The sequence below is a fragment of the Pseudomonas sp. RIT-562 genome (assembly GCF_026241895.1).
GTDB classification, from domain to species: domain Bacteria; phylum Pseudomonadota; class Gammaproteobacteria; order Pseudomonadales; family Pseudomonadaceae; genus Aquipseudomonas; species Aquipseudomonas mandelii_F.
Genome location: NZ_JAPJIV010000001.1, coordinates 154,967 through 171,995 on the forward strand (window position 1 = coordinate 154,967; position 17,029 = coordinate 171,995).

Annotated in this window: 15 protein-coding genes; 11 read left to right on the forward strand and 4 right to left on the reverse strand. The window is 59.9% G+C overall.

All coding sequences use genetic code 11. The features are described 5' to 3' along the window. The first annotated feature begins 17 nt into the window (after window positions 1-17). Window positions 18-932: a LysR family transcriptional regulator gene (locus ORL50_RS00690; RefSeq protein WP_266009196.1), complete on the forward strand. Its 915-nt coding sequence runs from the start codon at window positions 18-20 to the stop codon at window positions 930-932. Window positions 933-999: 67 nt separating this feature from the next. Next, the gene (locus ORL50_RS00695; protein ID WP_266009198.1) at window positions 1,000-1,416 is read left to right on the forward strand and encodes a DUF3010 family protein; all 417 of its coding nucleotides are present in this window, start codon (window positions 1,000-1,002) and stop codon (window positions 1,414-1,416) included. 99 nt (window positions 1,417-1,515) lie between these two features. Here the strand turns inward: ORL50_RS00695 and ORL50_RS00700 are convergent, their stop codons facing one another. Then, window positions 1,516-2,463, reverse strand: coding sequence for a GlxA family transcriptional regulator (locus ORL50_RS00700; protein WP_266009685.1), 948 nt, complete (start codon window positions 2,461-2,463; stop codon window positions 1,516-1,518). A gap of 193 nt (window positions 2,464-2,656) precedes the next feature. On the opposite strand from ORL50_RS00700, the gene ORL50_RS00705 reads away from it, so the two are divergent. The 6 genes from ORL50_RS00705 to ORL50_RS00730 all read left to right on the forward strand — a co-directional run bounded on the left by ORL50_RS00705 (window position 2,657) and on the right by ORL50_RS00730 (window position 8,103). Next, entirely contained in the window at window positions 2,657-3,601 is a 945-nt protein-coding gene (locus ORL50_RS00705; RefSeq protein WP_266009200.1) for a choline ABC transporter substrate-binding protein, read from the forward strand. 75 nt (window positions 3,602-3,676) lie between these two features. Further along, window positions 3,677-4,564 (forward strand): 3-dehydrocarnitine:acetyl-CoA trimethylamine transferase CdhC, encoded by an 888-nt coding sequence (gene cdhC / locus ORL50_RS00710; protein WP_150711210.1) that lies wholly within the window; start codon window positions 3,677-3,679, stop codon window positions 4,562-4,564. A gap of 143 nt (window positions 4,565-4,707) precedes the next feature. Then, window positions 4,708-5,673 (forward strand): L-carnitine dehydrogenase, encoded by a 966-nt coding sequence (locus ORL50_RS00715; RefSeq protein ID WP_266009205.1) that lies wholly within the window; start codon window positions 4,708-4,710, stop codon window positions 5,671-5,673. Window positions 5,674-5,806: 133 nt separating this feature from the next. Then, complete coding sequence (locus tag ORL50_RS00720; protein WP_266009207.1) at window positions 5,807-6,283, forward strand: thioesterase family protein; 477 nt, start codon at window positions 5,807-5,809, stop codon at window positions 6,281-6,283. A gap of 14 nt (window positions 6,284-6,297) precedes the next feature. Beyond that, on the forward strand, window positions 6,298-7,461 hold the full coding sequence (locus tag ORL50_RS00725) for a gamma-butyrobetaine dioxygenase (protein WP_266009209.1): 1,164 nt from the start codon (window positions 6,298-6,300) through the stop codon (window positions 7,459-7,461). Between the two features lie 378 nt (window positions 7,462-7,839). After that, on the forward strand, window positions 7,840-8,103 hold the full coding sequence (locus ORL50_RS00730; protein ID WP_266009211.1) for a hypothetical protein: 264 nt from the start codon (window positions 7,840-7,842) through the stop codon (window positions 8,101-8,103). Between the two features lie 116 nt (window positions 8,104-8,219). On the opposite strand, the gene gbdR is transcribed toward ORL50_RS00730, so the two are convergent. After that, window positions 8,220-9,323: a choline metabolism transcriptional regulator GbdR gene (gene gbdR, locus ORL50_RS00735; RefSeq protein ID WP_201198415.1), complete on the reverse strand. Its 1,104-nt coding sequence runs from the start codon at window positions 9,321-9,323 to the stop codon at window positions 8,220-8,222. Between the two features lie 532 nt (window positions 9,324-9,855). Beyond that, window positions 9,856-11,232 carry an L-serine ammonia-lyase gene (locus ORL50_RS00740; protein WP_266009215.1) on the reverse strand — a complete coding sequence of 459 codons (1,377 nt, stop codon included), beginning with the start codon at window positions 11,230-11,232 and terminating at the stop codon, window positions 9,856-9,858. 435 nt (window positions 11,233-11,667) lie between these two features. On the opposite strand from ORL50_RS00740, the gene ORL50_RS00745 reads away from it, so the two are divergent. The 3 genes from ORL50_RS00745 (at window position 11,668) to choV (ending at window position 14,715) form a co-directional block, all read left to right on the forward strand. Beyond that, window positions 11,668-12,618 carry a choline ABC transporter substrate-binding protein gene (locus tag ORL50_RS00745; RefSeq protein ID WP_266009217.1) on the forward strand — a complete coding sequence of 317 codons (951 nt, stop codon included), beginning with the start codon at window positions 11,668-11,670 and terminating at the stop codon, window positions 12,616-12,618. 76 nt (window positions 12,619-12,694) lie between these two features. After that, window positions 12,695-13,540 carry a choline ABC transporter permease subunit gene (gene choW / locus ORL50_RS00750; RefSeq protein ID WP_122841190.1) on the forward strand — a complete coding sequence of 282 codons (846 nt, stop codon included), beginning with the start codon at window positions 12,695-12,697 and terminating at the stop codon, window positions 13,538-13,540. Further along, window positions 13,537-14,715: a choline ABC transporter ATP-binding protein gene (gene choV / locus ORL50_RS00755; protein WP_266009220.1), complete on the forward strand. Its 1,179-nt coding sequence runs from the start codon at window positions 13,537-13,539 to the stop codon at window positions 14,713-14,715. The genes choW and choV overlap by 4 nt, the downstream gene beginning before the upstream one ends. Before the next feature lie 225 nt (window positions 14,716-14,940). Here choV and ORL50_RS00760 read toward each other — a convergent pair whose 3' ends face one another. After that, window positions 14,941-16,890 carry a BCCT family transporter gene (locus ORL50_RS00760; protein ID WP_266009686.1) on the reverse strand — a complete coding sequence of 650 codons (1,950 nt, stop codon included), beginning with the start codon at window positions 16,888-16,890 and terminating at the stop codon, window positions 14,941-14,943. Window positions 16,891-17,029 lie beyond the last annotated feature (139 nt).

The following is a 17,029-nucleotide window of genomic DNA, read 5'->3' on the forward strand; positions in this document are numbered from 1 at the left end:
TGACTGAGGTCACGCCCATGCAGTTCTCGCTGGACCAGCTGCAAACATTCGTCCAGGCCGTGCACAGCGGGTCTTTTTCTGCGGCTGCACGCAAGTTGGGCAAGACTCAATCGACCGTCAGCGTGGCGATTTCCAATCTGGAACAGGATCTGGGCGTGGAACTGTTCGATCGCTCGAATCGCAACCCGGTACTGACGCCCGCCGGCCAAAAAATGCTGGTCCAGGCGCAGTCGGTGCTGGAACGGTGCCTGACGTTGCAGGCGCATGCGGACTGTCTGTCCGACGCGATCGAACCCAGTGTTTCACTGGCCATCGAAACGCCCTACAACGCCGTTATGCCGGTGCTGCTGGAGTTCGAACAGGTCTTCCCCTATGTCGACCTGGTGATCCGGCATCCGGTGTATGGAGACGTCAGCGAACTTGTCGCCCAAGGCCAGGCAGTGCTGGGCATTGCCTTCTCTCAGCCGCAGTACCCGCCGCAGCTGGAGTTCCAGCAGATGGGCAAGCTGATCATGCTGCACGTCTGCCACCCCGCACACGCGCTCGCGAAGTTGAGCAGCGTGACCTTCGACGACCTCCACGTGCACCGCCGCCTCGCGTTCAGCGCCCACGCCGAGAAATTACCCAGCAGCGAATATCTGCGCTCCACCCGACTCTGGCAGGCCGAAAACTACCTGGCGCTGCTGGAAATGGTCCGTGCCGGCCTTGGCTGGGCGACGTTGCCGCGCCAGCTGATCCAGCGTGAACTGGCCAATGGCGAACTGGTCGAACTGCAATTGGGCGCCTATCCCCACACTGACTGGCATGTGGGCGTCGACCTGCTGTGGGCACGTACGCGCAAGATGGGTAAAGCCGAACGCTGGCTGAAATCGCGCCTGCAGCAGAACAAAGTGTTCGAACTGGATCGCCGAGGGCAGTCGACCACCCTGTAACACTCGCGCCGTGACTTCATCGCGAGGCTGCGCCACCATCACACTTCATCGACTGGAAGGGTATGTAATGAAAATCTGCGGCATTGAAATCAAAGGCAGTGAAGCCATCATCGCCGTCGCGTCTCTCGACGATCAGGCGTTCAGCCACCTGCCCCTGGCCACCAAGAAGATCGCCCTGGACGATGATGATGAAGCGGCGAACGTCAAAGTCTTTGCCGCACAGGTGGCATCGTTCGTTCGGGAGAATTCGATCGACCGGATCGTGATCAAGAAGCGCAGCAAGAAAGGCGAGTTTGCCGGTGGGCCAACCACTTTCAAGATCGAGGGGATTTTTCAGTTGCTGGAGAGTTGTGAGGTGACGTTACTGTCGCCGCAGACGATCAATGCCCAGGCCAAGAAGCACAATTTCGAACTGCCGGGGACGCTGAACAAGTATCAGCATGAGGCGTACAAGGCGGCGTGTTCGGCCCTGGTGAAGAAATAACGCCGAAAAACCGTAGGAGCCCGGCTTGCCGGCGATGAGGCCCCAAGGATCCTCGCCCCCTTGAGGCAGCCATCGCCGGCAAGCCAGCTCCTACAGGAATCATACCTTCTGCGGCTGGAGGCGATCCTCGCGCGGGCACCGCGCAAACTTCGCTCGATAGCTGCGAGTGAAATACGAAGGTGATTCAAACCCGCACGCAATGCTCACTTCCAGCACGCTCATGTCCGTCTGTCGCAGCAACTGCTGCGCCTTCTCCAGCCGCAACCGCAGATAGAAATTGCTCGGCGTGTCGTTCAAGTGCAGGCGAAACAGGCGCTCCAGTTGGCGACGCGTCACCTTGATCGATTCGGCCAATTGCAGCGTACTCAGCGGCGGCTCGCTGTGCTGTTCCATCTCGCCGATCACCTGCACCAGTTTCTTGTTGCGAACGCCGTACCGACTGGCCACTTCCATGCGCTGGTGATCCTTGCGCGGGCGGATGCGACCGAGTACGAACTGTTCGCTGACCTGAATCGCCAGTTCCGGACCGTGAGCCTGGCTAATGAGGTCGAGCATCAGGTCGATGGATGCCGTACCGCCCGCCGAGGTGATGCGCCGACGATCGATCTCGAACAGCTCCTGGGTAACGCTGAGCAGCGGATAGGATTCCTTGAACGCATCGATGGCTTCCCAGTGCAGGGTCAGGCGATAACCATCAAGCAGTCCCGCCTCGGCGAGGACAAAACTGCCGGTGTCGATGGCGCCCAGGGTCACACCCTCGCTGTCCAGCCGGCGCAGCCAATGCTCCAGCGCCGGGGTGGCGAATTTCAGCGGTTCGAAACCGGCGACCACCAGCAGCGTTGCACCTTTGCTCAACGGTTCCAGCGCGGCATCGGCGTTGACCGACATGCCATTGCTGGCCAGGACGGCACCGCCGTCGGCACTCAATACGTGCCAACGGTAGAGCTCGCCGCGAAAGCGATTGGCAACCCGCAGCGGCTCGATGGCCGAGATGAATCCGATGGCCGAAAAACCCGGCATCAACAAGAAGTAGAAATCCTGGGACATGGAGCGCACTCGGCTGACGGGTAGCGTGAGGACGTTGATACGCCACTTGCAACTGGCATTCAAGAGCACAGGTCGCTCCAGTGCAAGAGCTGGTCGCCGTAGTGCGCGTTGACGGGGGCGTAGCTGCGTAACTTGGCATCACCGGTGCGCATAGACACCGGGACCCACAATAACGTCTGCCGAGGAACCCGACATGAAACGACTGATCAGCAGCTGTGTTCTTGCACTCAGCGGTACCGCTTTCCTGAGCGCCAGCGTCATGGCGGCCGAACCTGCGTCCTGCCAGAACGTGCGCATGGGCGTGGTGAACTGGACCGACGTGATCGCCACCAGTGCCATGACCCAGGTCCTGCTCGACGGCCTCGGCTACAACACCAAACAAACCAGCGCGTCCCAGCAAATCATCTTCGCCGGGATTCGCGACCAGCGCCTGGACCTGTTCCTGGGCTACTGGAACCCGCTGATGACCCAGACCATCACCCCGTTCGTCGACGCCAAACAGGTCAAGGTACTTGATGCGCCCAGCCTCAAAGACGCCCGCGCGACCCTTGCCGTACCGACCTATCTGGCCGACAAAGGCCTGAAGACTTTCGCCGACATCGCCAAGTTCGAGAAAGAACTGGGCGGCAAGATCTACGGCATCGAGCCTGGCTCGGGGGCCAATACTCAGATCAAGGCGATGATCGCCAAGAACCAGTTCGGCCTGGGCAAGTTCCAGCTGGTCGAATCCAGTGAGGCCGGCATGCTTGCGGCAGTGGATCGTGCGGTGCGGCGCAAGGAGGCCGTGGTGTTCTTCGGCTGGGCGCCGCATCCGATGAACGTCAACGTGCAGATGACCTATCTCACCGGCAGTGAGGATGCCCTCGGCCCGAATGAAGGCATGGCCACGGTCTGGACCGTTACCGCGCCGAACTACTCGCAGCAATGCCCGAACATCGGGCGCCTGCTGAGCAACCTGACCTACTCCGCCGAAGACGAAAGCCGAATGATGCAGCCGCTGCTGGATCACAAGGACGCGTTCGAATCAGCCAGACAATGGCTCAAGGACCACCCGCAGGACAAACAGCGCTGGCTCGAAGGCGTGACCACCTTCGACGGCAAACCGGCGGCTGACAACCTGAAACTGACCAGTAAATAAACCCTGATTGAACCACCGAATCGCAGCCCCACCGGGCTGCGAACGGAATCATCACGCCTGCAAGGAACCCGCCTCATGAACCACGACGTCATCATCACCTGCGCACTCACCGGTGCTGGCGACACGACCGCCAAGAGCCCACACGTGCCGGTCACCCCGAAACAAATCGCCGCCGCCGCCGTGGAAGCCGCCAAGGCTGGCGCCACCGTGGTCCACTGCCATGTGCGCAACCCCGAAACCGGCAAGTTCAGCCGTGACGTGGCGCTGTACCGCGAAGTGATGGAGCGCATCCGCGAGGCCGACGTCGACATCATCGTCAACCTCACTGCCGGTATGGGCGGCGACCTGGAAATCGGTGCTGGCGAAAACCCGATGGAGTTCGGGCCCAACACTGACCTGGTCGGCCCGCTGACACGCCTGGCCCATGTTGAAGAGCTGTTGCCGGAAATCTGCACCCTGGACTGCGGCACGCTGAACTTCGGTGATGGCGACACCATTTACGTATCGACTCCGGCGCAACTGCGCGCTGGCGCCAAACGCATTCAGGAGCTCGGCGTTAAGGCCGAACTGGAAATTTTCGACACCGGACACCTGTGGTTTGCCAAGCAGATGATCAAGGAAGGCTTGCTCGATGATCCGCTGTTCCAGCTGTGCCTGGGCATTCCATGGGGCGCGCCGGCGGATACCACCACCATGAAAGCCATGGTCGACAACCTGCCCGCCAACGCCGTGTGGGCCGGCTTTGGCATCGGTCGCATGCAGATGCCGATGGCGGCACAAGCGGTGCTGCTCGGCGGCAACGTGCGGGTCGGCCTGGAAGACAACATCTGGCTGGACAAGGGTGTGCTGGCCACCAATGGCCAACTGGTGGAGCGCGCCAGCGAAATCCTCAGCCGCCTCGGTGCCCGCGTACTCACACCCGCCGAGGGCCGGGCAAAGATGGGCCTGACCAAGCGCGGTTAAATCCCACGTCACACATCTCATCTGTGGGAGCGGGCTTGCTCGCGAAAGCGGTGGTTCTGACGCAAGAGATCTTTCGGATGTACCGGCCTCTTCGCGAGCAAGCCCGCTCCCACAGGGTTCAGCAAATTTTTCAGGAAGTCGCCATGAGCTTTATCACCGAAATCAAAACCTTCGCCGCCCTCGGCAGCGGTGTCATCGGCAGCGGCTGGGTGTCGCGCGCGCTCTCCCACGGCCTCGACGTGGTGGCCTGGGACCCTGCGCCCGGGGCAGAAGCGGCCCTGCGCAAGCGAGTCGCGAACGCCTGGGGCGCCCTGGAAAAACAAGGCCTGGCCCCCGGTGCCTCACAGGACCGCCTGCGCTTTGTCGCAACCATCGAAGAATGTGTGCGCGATGCCGATTTCATCCAGGAAAGCGCCCCGGAGCGCCTGGACCTGAAACTCGAGCTGCACAGCAAAATCAGTGCGGCAACCAAACCCGACGCCCTGATCGGCTCCAGCACTTCCGGGCTGTTGCCCAGCGAGTTCTACGAGAGCTCGACCCACCCGGAACGCTGCGTGGTCGGGCATCCCTTCAACCCGGTGTACCTGTTACCACTGGTGGAAGTTGTCGGTGGAAAAAACACTGCGCCTGAAGCCGTTCAAGCGGCAATGAAGGTGTATGAGTCCTTGGGCATGCGCCCACTGCATGTGCGCAAGGAAGTACCGGGTTTTATCGCCGACCGCCTGCTTGAAGCGTTGTGGCGCGAGGCTCTGCACCTGGTCAACGATGGCGTGGCCACCACTGGCGAAATCGATGATGCGATTCGTTTTGGCGCGGGCTTGCGCTGGTCGTTCATGGGCACTTTCCTGACTTACACCCTCGCCGGCGGTGACGCTGGCATGCGCCATTTCATGGCGCAGTTTGGCCCGGCGCTGCAGTTGCCGTGGACCTATCTGCCGGCGCCGGAATTGACCGACAAATTGATCGATGACGTGGTGGATGGCACCAGCGATCAACTGGGTACGCATAGCATTTCGGCGCTGGAACGCTATCGTGATGACTGCCTGCTGGCGGTGCTGGAAGCAGTGAAGACCACCAAAGAGAAGCATGGGATGGCCTTCAGCGAGTAAAGCGTCTGCAGGCCTGGCCCTTTCGCGAGCAAGCCCGCTCCCACAGGGGCATGTCACAACGCAGATCCCATGTGGGAGCGGGCTTGCTCGCGAAGACGGCAGCCGATCCACCACCAATGTTGGAACAATCACCATGCCCACGCTCACCACCTACCAAACCACCATCATCCCCGCCTGGGTCGACTACAACGGCCATCTGCGCGATGCCTTCTACCTGCTCATCTTCAGCTACGCCACCGACGCCCTGATGGATCGTCTCGGCATGGACAGCAACAATCGCGAAGCCAGTGGCAACTCGCTGTTTACCCTCGAACTGCACCTCAATTATCTGCACGAAGTGAAGCTTGATGCCGAGGTAGAAGTACACACCCGGATCATCGACCACGACAGCAAGCGCCTGCACCTTTATCACAGCCTGCATCTTGTGGGGGATGACAAGGAACTGGCGGGCAATGAGCAAATGCTGCTGCACGTCGACCTCGCCGGCCCCCGCTCCGCGCCTTTCAGCGCAGACACCTTGAGCAAGTTGCAAGCCATGCTCGCCGAGCAAACCGACCTGCCGGCTCCCGAATACATTGGCCGAGTGATCGCATTACCCGCTAAAAAATAACCAGGAGATCGTCATTGAACACCGCCGCCGCTTTCGCCGACTTCCGAACCTATCCATTGATCAGCGCGTTGACCGCCGTGCACACCCTGGCGGACCGGATTCAAGTGACCTGGGCTGACGGACGCCTCAGTCCTTTTCATTTCCAGTGGCTGCGGGACAATTGCCCGTGCCCGCTGTGCGTCTACACAGTGACCCGCGAACAGGTGCTGGAAATCGTTGACGTTGATCAGGACCTGTTGCCCTGCGAGGCGCACATCGATGCCGAAGGATGCTTGTCTGTCGCCTGGCAGGGCGGCCATCTCAGCCGCTTCGACCCGGGCTGGTTGCGGGCTCATGCCTATGATGACGAGTCCCGTGCCGAGCGCCGGGCTGGCAAACCCAAGGCCAGGTTGTGGCGCAGTGACCTGCAGCTGCCAGTCTTCGACTATTCAGCGCTGATGAGCGACAACCACACCTTGCTGCAGTGGCTATTGGCGGTGCGTGATATCGGCCTGACCCAGGTGCGCGACGTGCCCACCGAACCCGGTTCGCTGAAGCTGATCGCCCAGCGCATTTCCTTCATTCGCGAGAGCAACTTCGGCGTGCTGTTCAACGTGCAGTCCAAGGCCGATGCCGACAGCAATGCCTACACCGCTTTCAACCTGCCGCTGCACAGCGACCTGCCGACCCGAGAGCTGCAACCGGGGCTGCAATTTCTGCACTGCCTGGTCAATGATGCCGAGGGTGGCGAGAGTATTTTCGTCGACGGTTTTGCCATTGCCCAGGCGTTGCGCGAGGAAGATCCCGAGTCGTTCAAATCCTTGTGTGAAATCCCCGTGGAGTTTCGCAACAAGGATCGCCACAGCGACTACCGGTGCCTGGCGCCGATCATTGCCCTGGATGCGCTGGGCCAGGTCTCGGAGATTCGGATGGCGAATTTTCTGCGCGGCCCGTTCGATGCGTCTGCCGAGCAGATGCCCACGTTGTATCGAGCTTATCGGCGCTTTATTGCCATGACCCGCGAGCCTCGGTTTCGGCTGATGCAGCGGCTTAATCCGGGTGAGATGTGGTGCTTTGATAACCGCCGCACCCTTCATGCCCGTAATGCGTTCGACCCCGCCACTGGCGCCCGGCATTTTCAGGGTTGTTATGTGGATCGCGATGAGTTGTTGTCGCGGATATTGGTATTGCAACGCTAGACCGCGTCATCGTTCTTCGCGAGCAAGCCCGCTCCCACACTGGATTTGTGCACACCACCCCCCTTGTGGGAGCGGGCTTGCTCGCGAAGACGTCAGGCCAGGCACCACATCGTTCGCTGATTCACAGGCAAAAAAAACCCCGATCAAGCCGTGACAAGATCGGAGCTGAGGAGGGTACTGTTGAGGAGCCGTTGCGCGAGGGTGACCAACCTTCGTCAAGCCAGCTGAATCCAGTGTGCCCACTCCGCTCTCGGTGCAGTTAGCCGAAAACGACCTGTTCATAGGTATCGCGGCCATTACGACAAATCGCCCTTGCCGCCACCGGCCCCCCCGATGAGAATCGAATCACGACACCGTTCCCTGAAGAAGGATTGCGTCATGATGCACGCCGATTTGATTGACCAGGAAGACCTGCTGGGCCAGCTGAAATCATTGGGTTTTCAAGTACCGAACGGTTCTACCGCCGAACAGGCTTGTGAGTGTGCGGTGCGGGGTTTGAACGATGAACGGGCGATAACGCTGCGGACCATGGTCAAGCAGATGTACACCAGCAGCGCGACCATCCTGCCGGCTGTGCGTCAGGCGATCGACAAGCAGTTGTTGCCGGCGTTGGCGGCGTACCAGCAGAGCCGTAGCGCCTGATAGATACTCATCGCGGGCAAGCCTTGCTCCCACAGGTTCCGGGTTGGATTACAAATTTGCGATCCGCCCTAGACCAATGTGGGAGCAAGGCTTGCCCGCGATGCAAGCGCCTCGGTTTAAAGCCTCACACTGGCAAAAGTCGACTCATTGCGCGCCTGACTCAACGCCGACAACGGTCCCGACAACGGCGACAGCACCAGCGCCTGCGGCAACGGCATCATTGCAACCTGCTGCGTAGTATTGGAACCAACGCGCTCGTCACGCGGCGGAATGCCGAAGTATTCGCGGTAGCACTTGGAGAAGTGCGGCGTAGACACGAAGCCGCACACGGATGCCACCTCGATGATCGACATCGGCGTCTGCTTGAGCAACTGCCGGGCGCGGATCAAGCGCAATTTCAAGTAGTACCGCGACGGCGAACAATGCAGGTACTTCTGGAACAACCGCTCCAGCTGGCGACGCGACACCGCGACGTACACCGCAAGCTCATCCAGATCGATCGGCTCCTCCAGATTCGCCTCCATCAGCGCGACGATTTCCTGCAGCTTCGGCTGGTTGGTGCCCAGCATATGTTTAAGCGGCACGCGCTGGTGATCCTGTTCGTTACGGATGCGCTCGTAGACGAACATTTCCGAGATCGCGGCCGACAGCTCGCGCCCATGATCACGGCTGATCAGGTGCAGCATCATGTCCAGCGGCGCGGTGCCGCCAGAGCTGGTGAAGCGATTGCGATCGAGGGTGAACAACCGGGTGCTCATGGCCACTCGTGGAAAAGCTTCCTGCATCGACGCCAGGCATTCCCAGTGCACGCTGCAATCAAACCCGTCCAGCAGGCCGGCGCAAGCCAGGGCCCAACTGCCGGTGCAGACCGCGCCTAGACGACGCGACTGACGCGCCTGGCTTTGCAGCCACGACACGTGTTCGCGGGTCACAGTACGTTGGATGCCAATACCGCCGCAGACAATGATGGTGTCCAGCGCGGGCGCTTTGTGCATGGAGCAGTCTGGGGTGATCTGCAGGCCGTCACTGGCCCAGACCTGCCCGCCATCGACGGTGAGTGTGGTCCAGCGATACAGCTCGCGACCGGACAACTGGTTGGCCATGCGCAGCGGTTCTACTGCGGACGCCAGAGAAATCAGCGTGAAATTGTCCAGCAGCAAAAAGCCGATGGATTGAGGCGCACGGTTCTGGGGTTGAGCCCCGGAGTTGAACGTCGTCATCGCATATCTCCTCACACAAAGCGGGTGATGGCCTCAGGCGGAGGCTCTTGTTATTGCCATCGTTCTCGCGTGGGAGACGGGCTTTGTAATGACAGAGCAATTGCCATGCCTAAAATTGAATGCGCGTTCAATAACTCCTGAAAACGACGTCGGAATGTGTCCGGATGCTTCTATAAAAGGACGCGCGGGGAGTAGGGTTTTAAATTGCCATCAGGCGGGACAAGCGCAGTGCCGGGCGGGGTGTGAGCAAATCGGTAGCACTTGTGGGAACAGGGCTGCGGCGAGATGGAAACGAGTGTCACCACAAGCACGGGTGACCAGTGGTCGAGTGGCTGCTGAATACTTGGACGACTTATCTGTAAGCGACGCGCCATAAGGTGGCGCGTTGGGAATCGAGTGTTCACTTAGCGCGCAGTTTTGACTGGTCTGACGCCTTCGCGAGCAAGCCCGCTCCCACATTTGATTTGCGTCGATCACAAATCCAGTGTGGGAGCGGGCTTGCTCGCGAAGCAGGCGGCTCGGTCTTACTGAATCAGCACTCCACCGCACTGACCGCCAACCCACCCCGCGAAGTCTCTTTATATTTGTCATGCATATCCGCCCCGGTATCGCGCATGGTGCGGATCACCCGGTCCAGCGAGATGAAGTGTTGTCCGTCCCCGCGCAACGCCATCTGCGCCGCATTGATCGCCTTGACCGCCGCAATCGCATTGCGCTCGATGCAGGGTACCTGCACCAGCCCGCCCACCGGGTCGCAGGTCAGCCCGAGGTTATGTTCCAGGCCAATCTCGGCCGCGTTGCACAGCTGCTCCGGCGTGGCGCCGAGGATTTCCGCCAAGCCGGCCGCCGCCATCGCGCAAGCGGACCCGACTTCACCCTGGCAGCCGACTTCGGCGCCGGAGATCGAAGCGTTCTTCTTGCACAGAATCCCCACAGCCGCCGCGCTCAGGAAATAGTCGACGACATTGGCGTCAGTCACCGCTTCGCTGAACTTCATGAAGTAATGCAGCACTGCAGGAATGATCCCCGCCGCGCCATTGGTCGGCGCCGTGACCATGCGCCCGCCTGCGGCATTTTCTTCGTTGACGGCCAAGGCGAACAGGTTGACCCACTCCATCGCACTCAGCGTCGAGCCGATCACATTGGGCTTGCCAAGCTCCTGAAGACTGCGGTGCAACCTGGCAGCGCGACGTCGCACGTTCAGGCCGCCGGGCAGGATGCCTTCGTGCTTCAAACCTTGCTCAACGCAATCCTGCATCGCTCGCCAGAGCTTCATCAGGCCGCTACGAATTTCGTCTTCACTGCGCCAGACTTTTTCGTTGGCCATCATCAACTCGGCGACTCGCAGGTTGTGCTTCTGACACAGGCTCAACAACTCGACCGCACTGGAGAAATCGTATGGCAACTCGGTGCGGTCCATATCCACCACGCCGCTGCTGGCCTGCGCCTGATCCACGACAAAACCGCCGCCCACTGAATAGTAAGTGTCGCGGTGCAGTTCGCCGGCATCACCTTCGACGATCAAGGTCATGGCATTGGGATGGAATGGCAGGTTTTCGTCGATCAGGCGCATGTCACGGGCCCAGATGAACGGCACCGGCAGATGACCATCGAGCAATAACTCATCGGTTTCACGCAGGGTGGCGATGCGAATGCCGATCTGCGACGGATCGATCGCGTCCGGCCACTCGCCCATCAAACCCATGATCACTGCATTGTCGCTGCCGTGACCGATACCCGTGGCCGACAGCGAACCATACAACTGGACCTCGACGCGCCGGACCTGCTCCAGCAGCCCTTGCTCGCGCAAGCCCTGCACGAACAGTGCTGCGGCACGCATGGGCCCCACGGTGTGCGAACTGGAAGGGCCAATGCCGATTTTGAACAGGTCGAAAACGCTGATAGCCATTACTGCCGAACTCCTGGATATGCCCAACTCCAGACGCAAAAGCGCCCAGTGACGGAGCTGCTACGCTCAAGCTGCAATCCGCCGATATGGCTGCATCATCAGGCTTTTATCCGGTGGTTCGACGTCTCGAACCGACGCACTCTTGTCCACCAACGCCGCGAGTCGCCAACGTGATGGTTTCGCCGTTTTTTTGCGGAGCAGAGGGACAAACAGGGCAGAAAAAAGCTGTAAACGACGTCACCGACACTGGATGCGACCATCCCTGTACTGGATACGACGCACCCTGTAGGCGTCAGATTTTCACTGGTACATGATCATATCGACTCGATTGCAAGGCGCCGTGGTAGAGCTGTCTGAAAACGCCATCCAACCGCAACCTATAAGTGCGGTGGTCCAGTCGGAACACTGCCAAAAAAAACACCAAGGAGTCAGTCAATGAAAGGTTCCACGTCGTTGTTGTTGGCCGCCATGCTTAGTCTGCCGGTTCTGGCGCAAGCTGCAGAACCGGCCCAGTGCAGCACCGTAAACTTCTCCGATGTCGGCTGGACCGATATCACCGTGACCACCGCCACCACCAGCGTCGTTCTCGACGCACTGGGGTACAAGACCAAAACCACAATGATCTCCGTACCGGTGACCTACAAGTCCCTGGCCGACGGCAAGAACATGGACGTGTTCCTGGGTAACTGGATGCCGACCATGGAAAACGACATCAAGGCGTATCGTGATGCCGGCACCGTGGAGACCCTGCGCGCCAACCTGGAAAACGCGAAATACACCCTCGCCGTCCCCGAAGAGTTGTATAACAAGGGGCTGAAGGATTTCGCCGACATCGCCAAGTTCAAGAAGGAACTGGATGGCAAGATCTACGGCATCGAACCTGGCAACGACGGCAATCGTCTGATCCAGAGCATGATCGACAAGAACGCCTTCGGCCTCAAGGACGCCGGGTTCAAGGTGGTCGAGTCCAGCGAGGCAGGCATGCTCTCGCAAGTCGATCGCGCGCAGCGGCGCAACACCGCAGTAGTGTTCCTGGGTTGGGAACCACACCCGATGAACACTCGCTTCAAGATGAAGTACCTGACCGGCGGCGACGACTTCTTCGGCCCGAACTTCGGCCAGGCGACCATCTTCACCAACACCCGCAAGGGTTACGCGCAGGAATGCAGCAACGTCGGTCAGTTGCTGAAAAACCTGGTGTTCACCCTCGACATGGAAAGCACGCTGATGGGCAACGTCCTGGACGACAAGATGAAGCCTGACGCTGCGGCCCGGGCGTGGCTGAAAAAGAATCCACAGGTGCTCGATACCTGGCTCGCTGGCGTGACCACCATTGACGGTAAACCAGGCCTGGAGGCCGTGAAAGCCAAGCTCGCACAGCCTTGAATTCAGGAGCATCGCTTATGCCGGGCAGGCTTGCCTGCCCGGGCTGTTATTTCCTTGCATGCGGACGTTCAATACCATGCTGATTGATCAGAAAATCCCTTTAGGCCAGTACATCGCGGGCTTCGTCGAATGGTTGACGCAACATGGCGCCAACACCTTCGACGCAATCGCCGTGTCCCTGGAAACGATGATCCACGGCGTGACTTTTGCGCTGACCTGGTTCAACCCGCTGGCATTGATCGGCCTTATCGCACTACTGGCGCATTTCATTCAACGAAAGTGGGGACTGACGGTATTCGTCATTGCCTCCTTCCTGCTGATCCTCAACCTGGGGTACTGGCAGGAGACCATGGAAACCCTCGCCCAGGTGTTGTTCGCCACCCTGGTCTGCGTGGTCATCGGCGTGCCGCTGGGCATCGTTGCCGCGCATAAGCCGATGTTCTACACCATGATGCGTCCGGTGCTCGATCTGATGCAGACCGTACCGACCTTCGTTTACCTCATTCCTACCCTGACCCTCTTCGGGCTGGGCGTGGTGCCGGGCTTGATCTCCACGGTGGTATTCGCGATCGCCGCACCGATCCGCCTGACTTACCTGGGTATCCGGGATGTTCCACAGGAACTGATGGACGCCGGCAAAGCCTTCGGCTGCTCGCGCCGTCAATTGCTCTCACGGATTGAATTGCCCCACGCGATGCCAAGCATTGCGGCCGGGATCACCCAGTGCATCATGCTGTCGTTGTCGATGGTGGTGATTGCCGCACTGGTGGGCGCCGACGGCCTGGGCAAACCCGTGGTCAACGCACTGAACACTGCTGATATCGCCCTGGGCTTCGAAGCGGGCCTGGCGATCGTACTGCTGGCGATCATGCTCGACCGTATCTGCAAACAACCCGACGCTAAAGTAGGGGGTGACGCATGAGCATTATTCGCTTCGAAGACGTCGATGTAATCTTTTCCAAGGACCCGCGAGAGGCGCTCAAGCTGCTCGACCAGGGCATGACCCGCGACCAGATCCTGAAGAAAACCGGACAAATTGTCGGCGTTGAAAAAGCCAGCCTGGACATCGAAAAAGGTGAAATCTGCGTACTGATGGGCCTGTCCGGTTCCGGCAAGTCCAGCCTGCTGCGCTGCATCAACGGTCTCAACACCGTTAGCCGGGGCAAGCTGTTCGTCGAACACGAAGGCAAGCAGATCGACATCGCTTCCTGTACCCCGGCAGAGCTGAAGATGATGCGCACCAAACGCATCGCCATGGTGTTCCAGAAGTTCGCCTTGATGCCCTGGCTGACGGTGCGCGAGAACATCAGCTTCGGTCTGGAAATGCAGGGTCGTCCGGAGAAGGAACGCAAGAAACTGGTCGATGAAAAACTCGAACTGGTAGGCCTGACCCAATGGCGTAACAAGAAGCCCGACGAGCTCTCCGGTGGCATGCAGCAACGTGTGGGCCTGGCCCGCGCGCTGGCGATGGATGCCGACATCCTGCTGATGGATGAACCGTTCTCGGCGCTCGACCCGTTGATTCGCCAGGGACTGCAAGATGAGTTGCTGGAGCTGCAACGCAAGCTGAGCAAGACCATCGTGTTCGTGAGTCATGACCTCGACGAAGCCCTGAAGCTCGGCAGTCGCATTGCGATCATGAAAGATGGCCGGATCATCCAGTACAGCAAGCCGGAAGAGATCGTGTTGAACCCTGCGGACGATTACGTGCGCACCTTCGTCGCTCACACCAACCCATTGAACGTGCTGTGCGGTCGCAGCCTGATGCGCACCCTGGACAAGTGCAAACGCATCAATGGTTCGGTCTGCCTCGACCCGGGTGGCGATTCGTGGCTGGACCTGGCCGAAGGCAACACCATCAAGGGCGCCCGCCAAAACGGTGCGAGCCTGGACCTGCAGAACTGGGTACCCGGGCAGGCAGTGGATGGCCTGGGCCGCCGTCCGACCCTGGTGGACTCGAACATCGGCATGCGCGATGCGTTGCAGATTCGTTATCAGACCGGCAACAAGCTGGTGCTGCACGACAACAATCAGGTGGTGGGAATTCTAGGCGACAGCGAGCTGTATCACGCACTGCTCGGCAAGAACCTGGGTTAAGGCAGTAGACACAAAAACGCCGCGAGAAGATCGCGGCGTTTTTGTTTATGGGGATATCGGGTCAAGCAGCTTTGAAGCTGATGGCCCCATCGCGGGCAAGCCTTGCTCCCACAGTGCCTGGATCAGATCATCAATGGGTGATCATTCCGGACCCTGTGGGAGCAAGGCTTGCCCGCGATGAGAACGACGCGGTGTTTCAGACTGAAACGCCGCGCCCTTCACAACTCAGCTATAAACCCGGCCAAGGAGCTGCCGATGGCTTTCAAACTGATCGAGCACGTCACGGGTGATCTGATCCTGGGTGAAGCCCATCAAGTCGTAATCCTGGCTGCCGTTGTGCAGGTAAACCTCGGCGCGGTAATAACGTGCGCGGGGTTCATCGGCGCTCTCAGCCGCGACCGAATCGCTTGCCGCCGCCAGGTAGCCATCCAGGCTCACTTCGTAGACAAACGGATTGCCCTCTTCCATCTCGATCCGCAGGCCCATGCAACGCTTGGCCTTGCCCAGCAATGTCTGCACATCCAGGCCCTGGCCGCGCAACAGCACCGCCGCCTCTTCCAGCGCCGGGGTCACCTGTTTGTCCATGAAACGCTGCACGATCGACTGGTTCGGTTGCAGATCCAGCTGGGTCAAACGCTCGCTGAAACCACGGCGACCACGCGCTGCAAGCTCCGCCTGCTCCTGTTCGATCTGCACGTCCTGGCGCATAGCCTTGTGCAAGCCGAACATGAAGAACACCAGCACCACCGAGAATGGCAGGCCAGCCAGCACCACCATGGTTTGCATGGCTTCGAAGTTACCGGCAAACAACAGCCCGATGGTCACCAGGGTAATCACCGCGGACCAGAAGATCCGCAACCAATGCGGCGCATCTTCATCGACATTGCCACCTTTGCACGACAGGTTCGCCATCATCACCGCGCCGGAGTCCGCCGGCGTCAGGAACAGCACAAAACCGACGAAGATCGACACGCCGATCACCACTTTCGACGCCGGGTAATGCTCCAGCAGCTGGTAGATCGCCATGGACGGCTGTTCCAGCGCCGTTTTACCGAGCTCCACCGCGCCATGGTTCATCACCAGGTCCAGGGCCGAGTTACCGAAGATCGACAGCCACGCCAAGGTGAAGCCCAGTGGAATCAGCAGCACGCCGGCAACCAGTTCACGCACGGTGCGACCACGGGAAATACGCGCGATGAACATGCCCACGAATGGCGCCCAGGAAATCCACCAGGCCCAATAGAACAGGGTCCACAGGCCCATCCAGCGTTCGGTCTTGTCCGCGTCGCCTTCATACACATAAAGGTCGAAGGTTTTCAGCACCACGCCGTTGAGGTAGTCACCGATGTTCTGCACGAAGCCGTTGAGCAGGTGCAATGTCGGGCCGAACAGCAGGACGAATATCAGCAGGCCGCTGAACAGAATGATGTTCAGGTTGGACAGCCGACGAATGCCGTTTTCCACCCCCGATACCGCAGCAATGGTCGCCACGGTGCTCATCACGATGATCACAATCAGCAGGTTGGTGTTGCTGTGCTCCATGCCGAACAGGTTTTCCAGGCCCGACGACACCTGCAGCGAACCAATCCCCAGGTTGGTGACCAGGCCCAGCAGGGTCACGAACATGCCAAAGCCGTCTACCGCATGACCCGCCGCACCTTTGACCCAGCGCTCACCCACCAGCGGGTACAACGCCGAACGCAACGCCAGCGGCTGGTTATGCCGGTAGGCGAAGTAGGCCACGGCCAAGCCGACCAGCGCATAAATCGCCCAGCCATGCAGGCCCCAGTGCAGGAACGTCAGCTGTACCGCCTGACGTGCAGCCATGTTGCTACCGGCCACGCCTTCTGGCGGGTTGAAGTAGTGATCCAGGGGTTCGGAAGCGCCGAAATACAGCAGCGAGATGCCGATACCCGACGAGAACAGCATCCCCGCCCACGCGCCATAGCTGAAGTCCGGGGTGTCGTCCTTGCTGCCCAGCTTGAGTTTGCCGTAGGACGAAAACGCCAAGCCGATGACAAACACCAGGTAAGCGGCAATCACCACCATGTAGTACCAGCCGAAGCTGCGGGACAACCAGGCCTGGGCGATGCCGAGCAATCTGCCGGCCTCTTGCGGGGCGATGATCAGAATCGCGGTCAACAACAGGATCAGCGCGGTAGAGGTGTAGAACACCCAACCGTTGACCGTCACCTTCTCGGGTGGGGTCTTTATAAGAGAGGCAGAACTCATGGCACAGATGCTCCGGGCAGTGCGAGAGAAGAACACAAGGCAAAGCGGTACCCGACCAATCGGTTAGTTGGCAGCCGACCAG

Excerpts from the sequence above, each read along its gene's own strand:
- ORL50_RS00690 (WP_266009196.1), top strand. The coding sequence starts at position 18 with ATGCAGTTCTCGCTGGACCAGCTGCAAACATTCGTCCAGGCCGTGCAC.
- ORL50_RS00695 (WP_266009198.1), top strand. The coding sequence starts at position 1,000 with ATGAAAATCTGCGGCATTGAAATCAAAGGCAGTGAAGCCATCATCGCC.
- ORL50_RS00700 (WP_266009685.1), bottom strand. The coding sequence starts at position 2,463 with ATGTCCCAGGATTTCTACTTCTTGTTGATGCCGGGTTTTTCGGCCATC.
- ORL50_RS00705 (WP_266009200.1), top strand. The coding sequence starts at position 2,657 with ATGAAACGACTGATCAGCAGCTGTGTTCTTGCACTCAGCGGTACCGCT.
- cdhC (WP_150711210.1), top strand. The coding sequence starts at position 3,677 with ATGAACCACGACGTCATCATCACCTGCGCACTCACCGGTGCTGGCGAC.
- ORL50_RS00715 (WP_266009205.1), top strand. The coding sequence starts at position 4,708 with ATGAGCTTTATCACCGAAATCAAAACCTTCGCCGCCCTCGGCAGCGGT.
- ORL50_RS00720 (WP_266009207.1), top strand. The coding sequence starts at position 5,807 with ATGCCCACGCTCACCACCTACCAAACCACCATCATCCCCGCCTGGGTC.
- ORL50_RS00730 (WP_266009211.1), top strand. The coding sequence starts at position 7,840 with ATGATGCACGCCGATTTGATTGACCAGGAAGACCTGCTGGGCCAGCTG.
- gbdR (WP_201198415.1), bottom strand. The coding sequence starts at position 9,323 with ATGACGACGTTCAACTCCGGGGCTCAACCCCAGAACCGTGCGCCTCAA.
- ORL50_RS00740 (WP_266009215.1), bottom strand. The coding sequence starts at position 11,232 with ATGGCTATCAGCGTTTTCGACCTGTTCAAAATCGGCATTGGCCCTTCC.
- ORL50_RS00745 (WP_266009217.1), top strand. The coding sequence starts at position 11,668 with ATGAAAGGTTCCACGTCGTTGTTGTTGGCCGCCATGCTTAGTCTGCCG.
- choW (WP_122841190.1), top strand. The coding sequence starts at position 12,695 with ATGCTGATTGATCAGAAAATCCCTTTAGGCCAGTACATCGCGGGCTTC.
- choV (WP_266009220.1), top strand. The coding sequence starts at position 13,537 with ATGAGCATTATTCGCTTCGAAGACGTCGATGTAATCTTTTCCAAGGAC.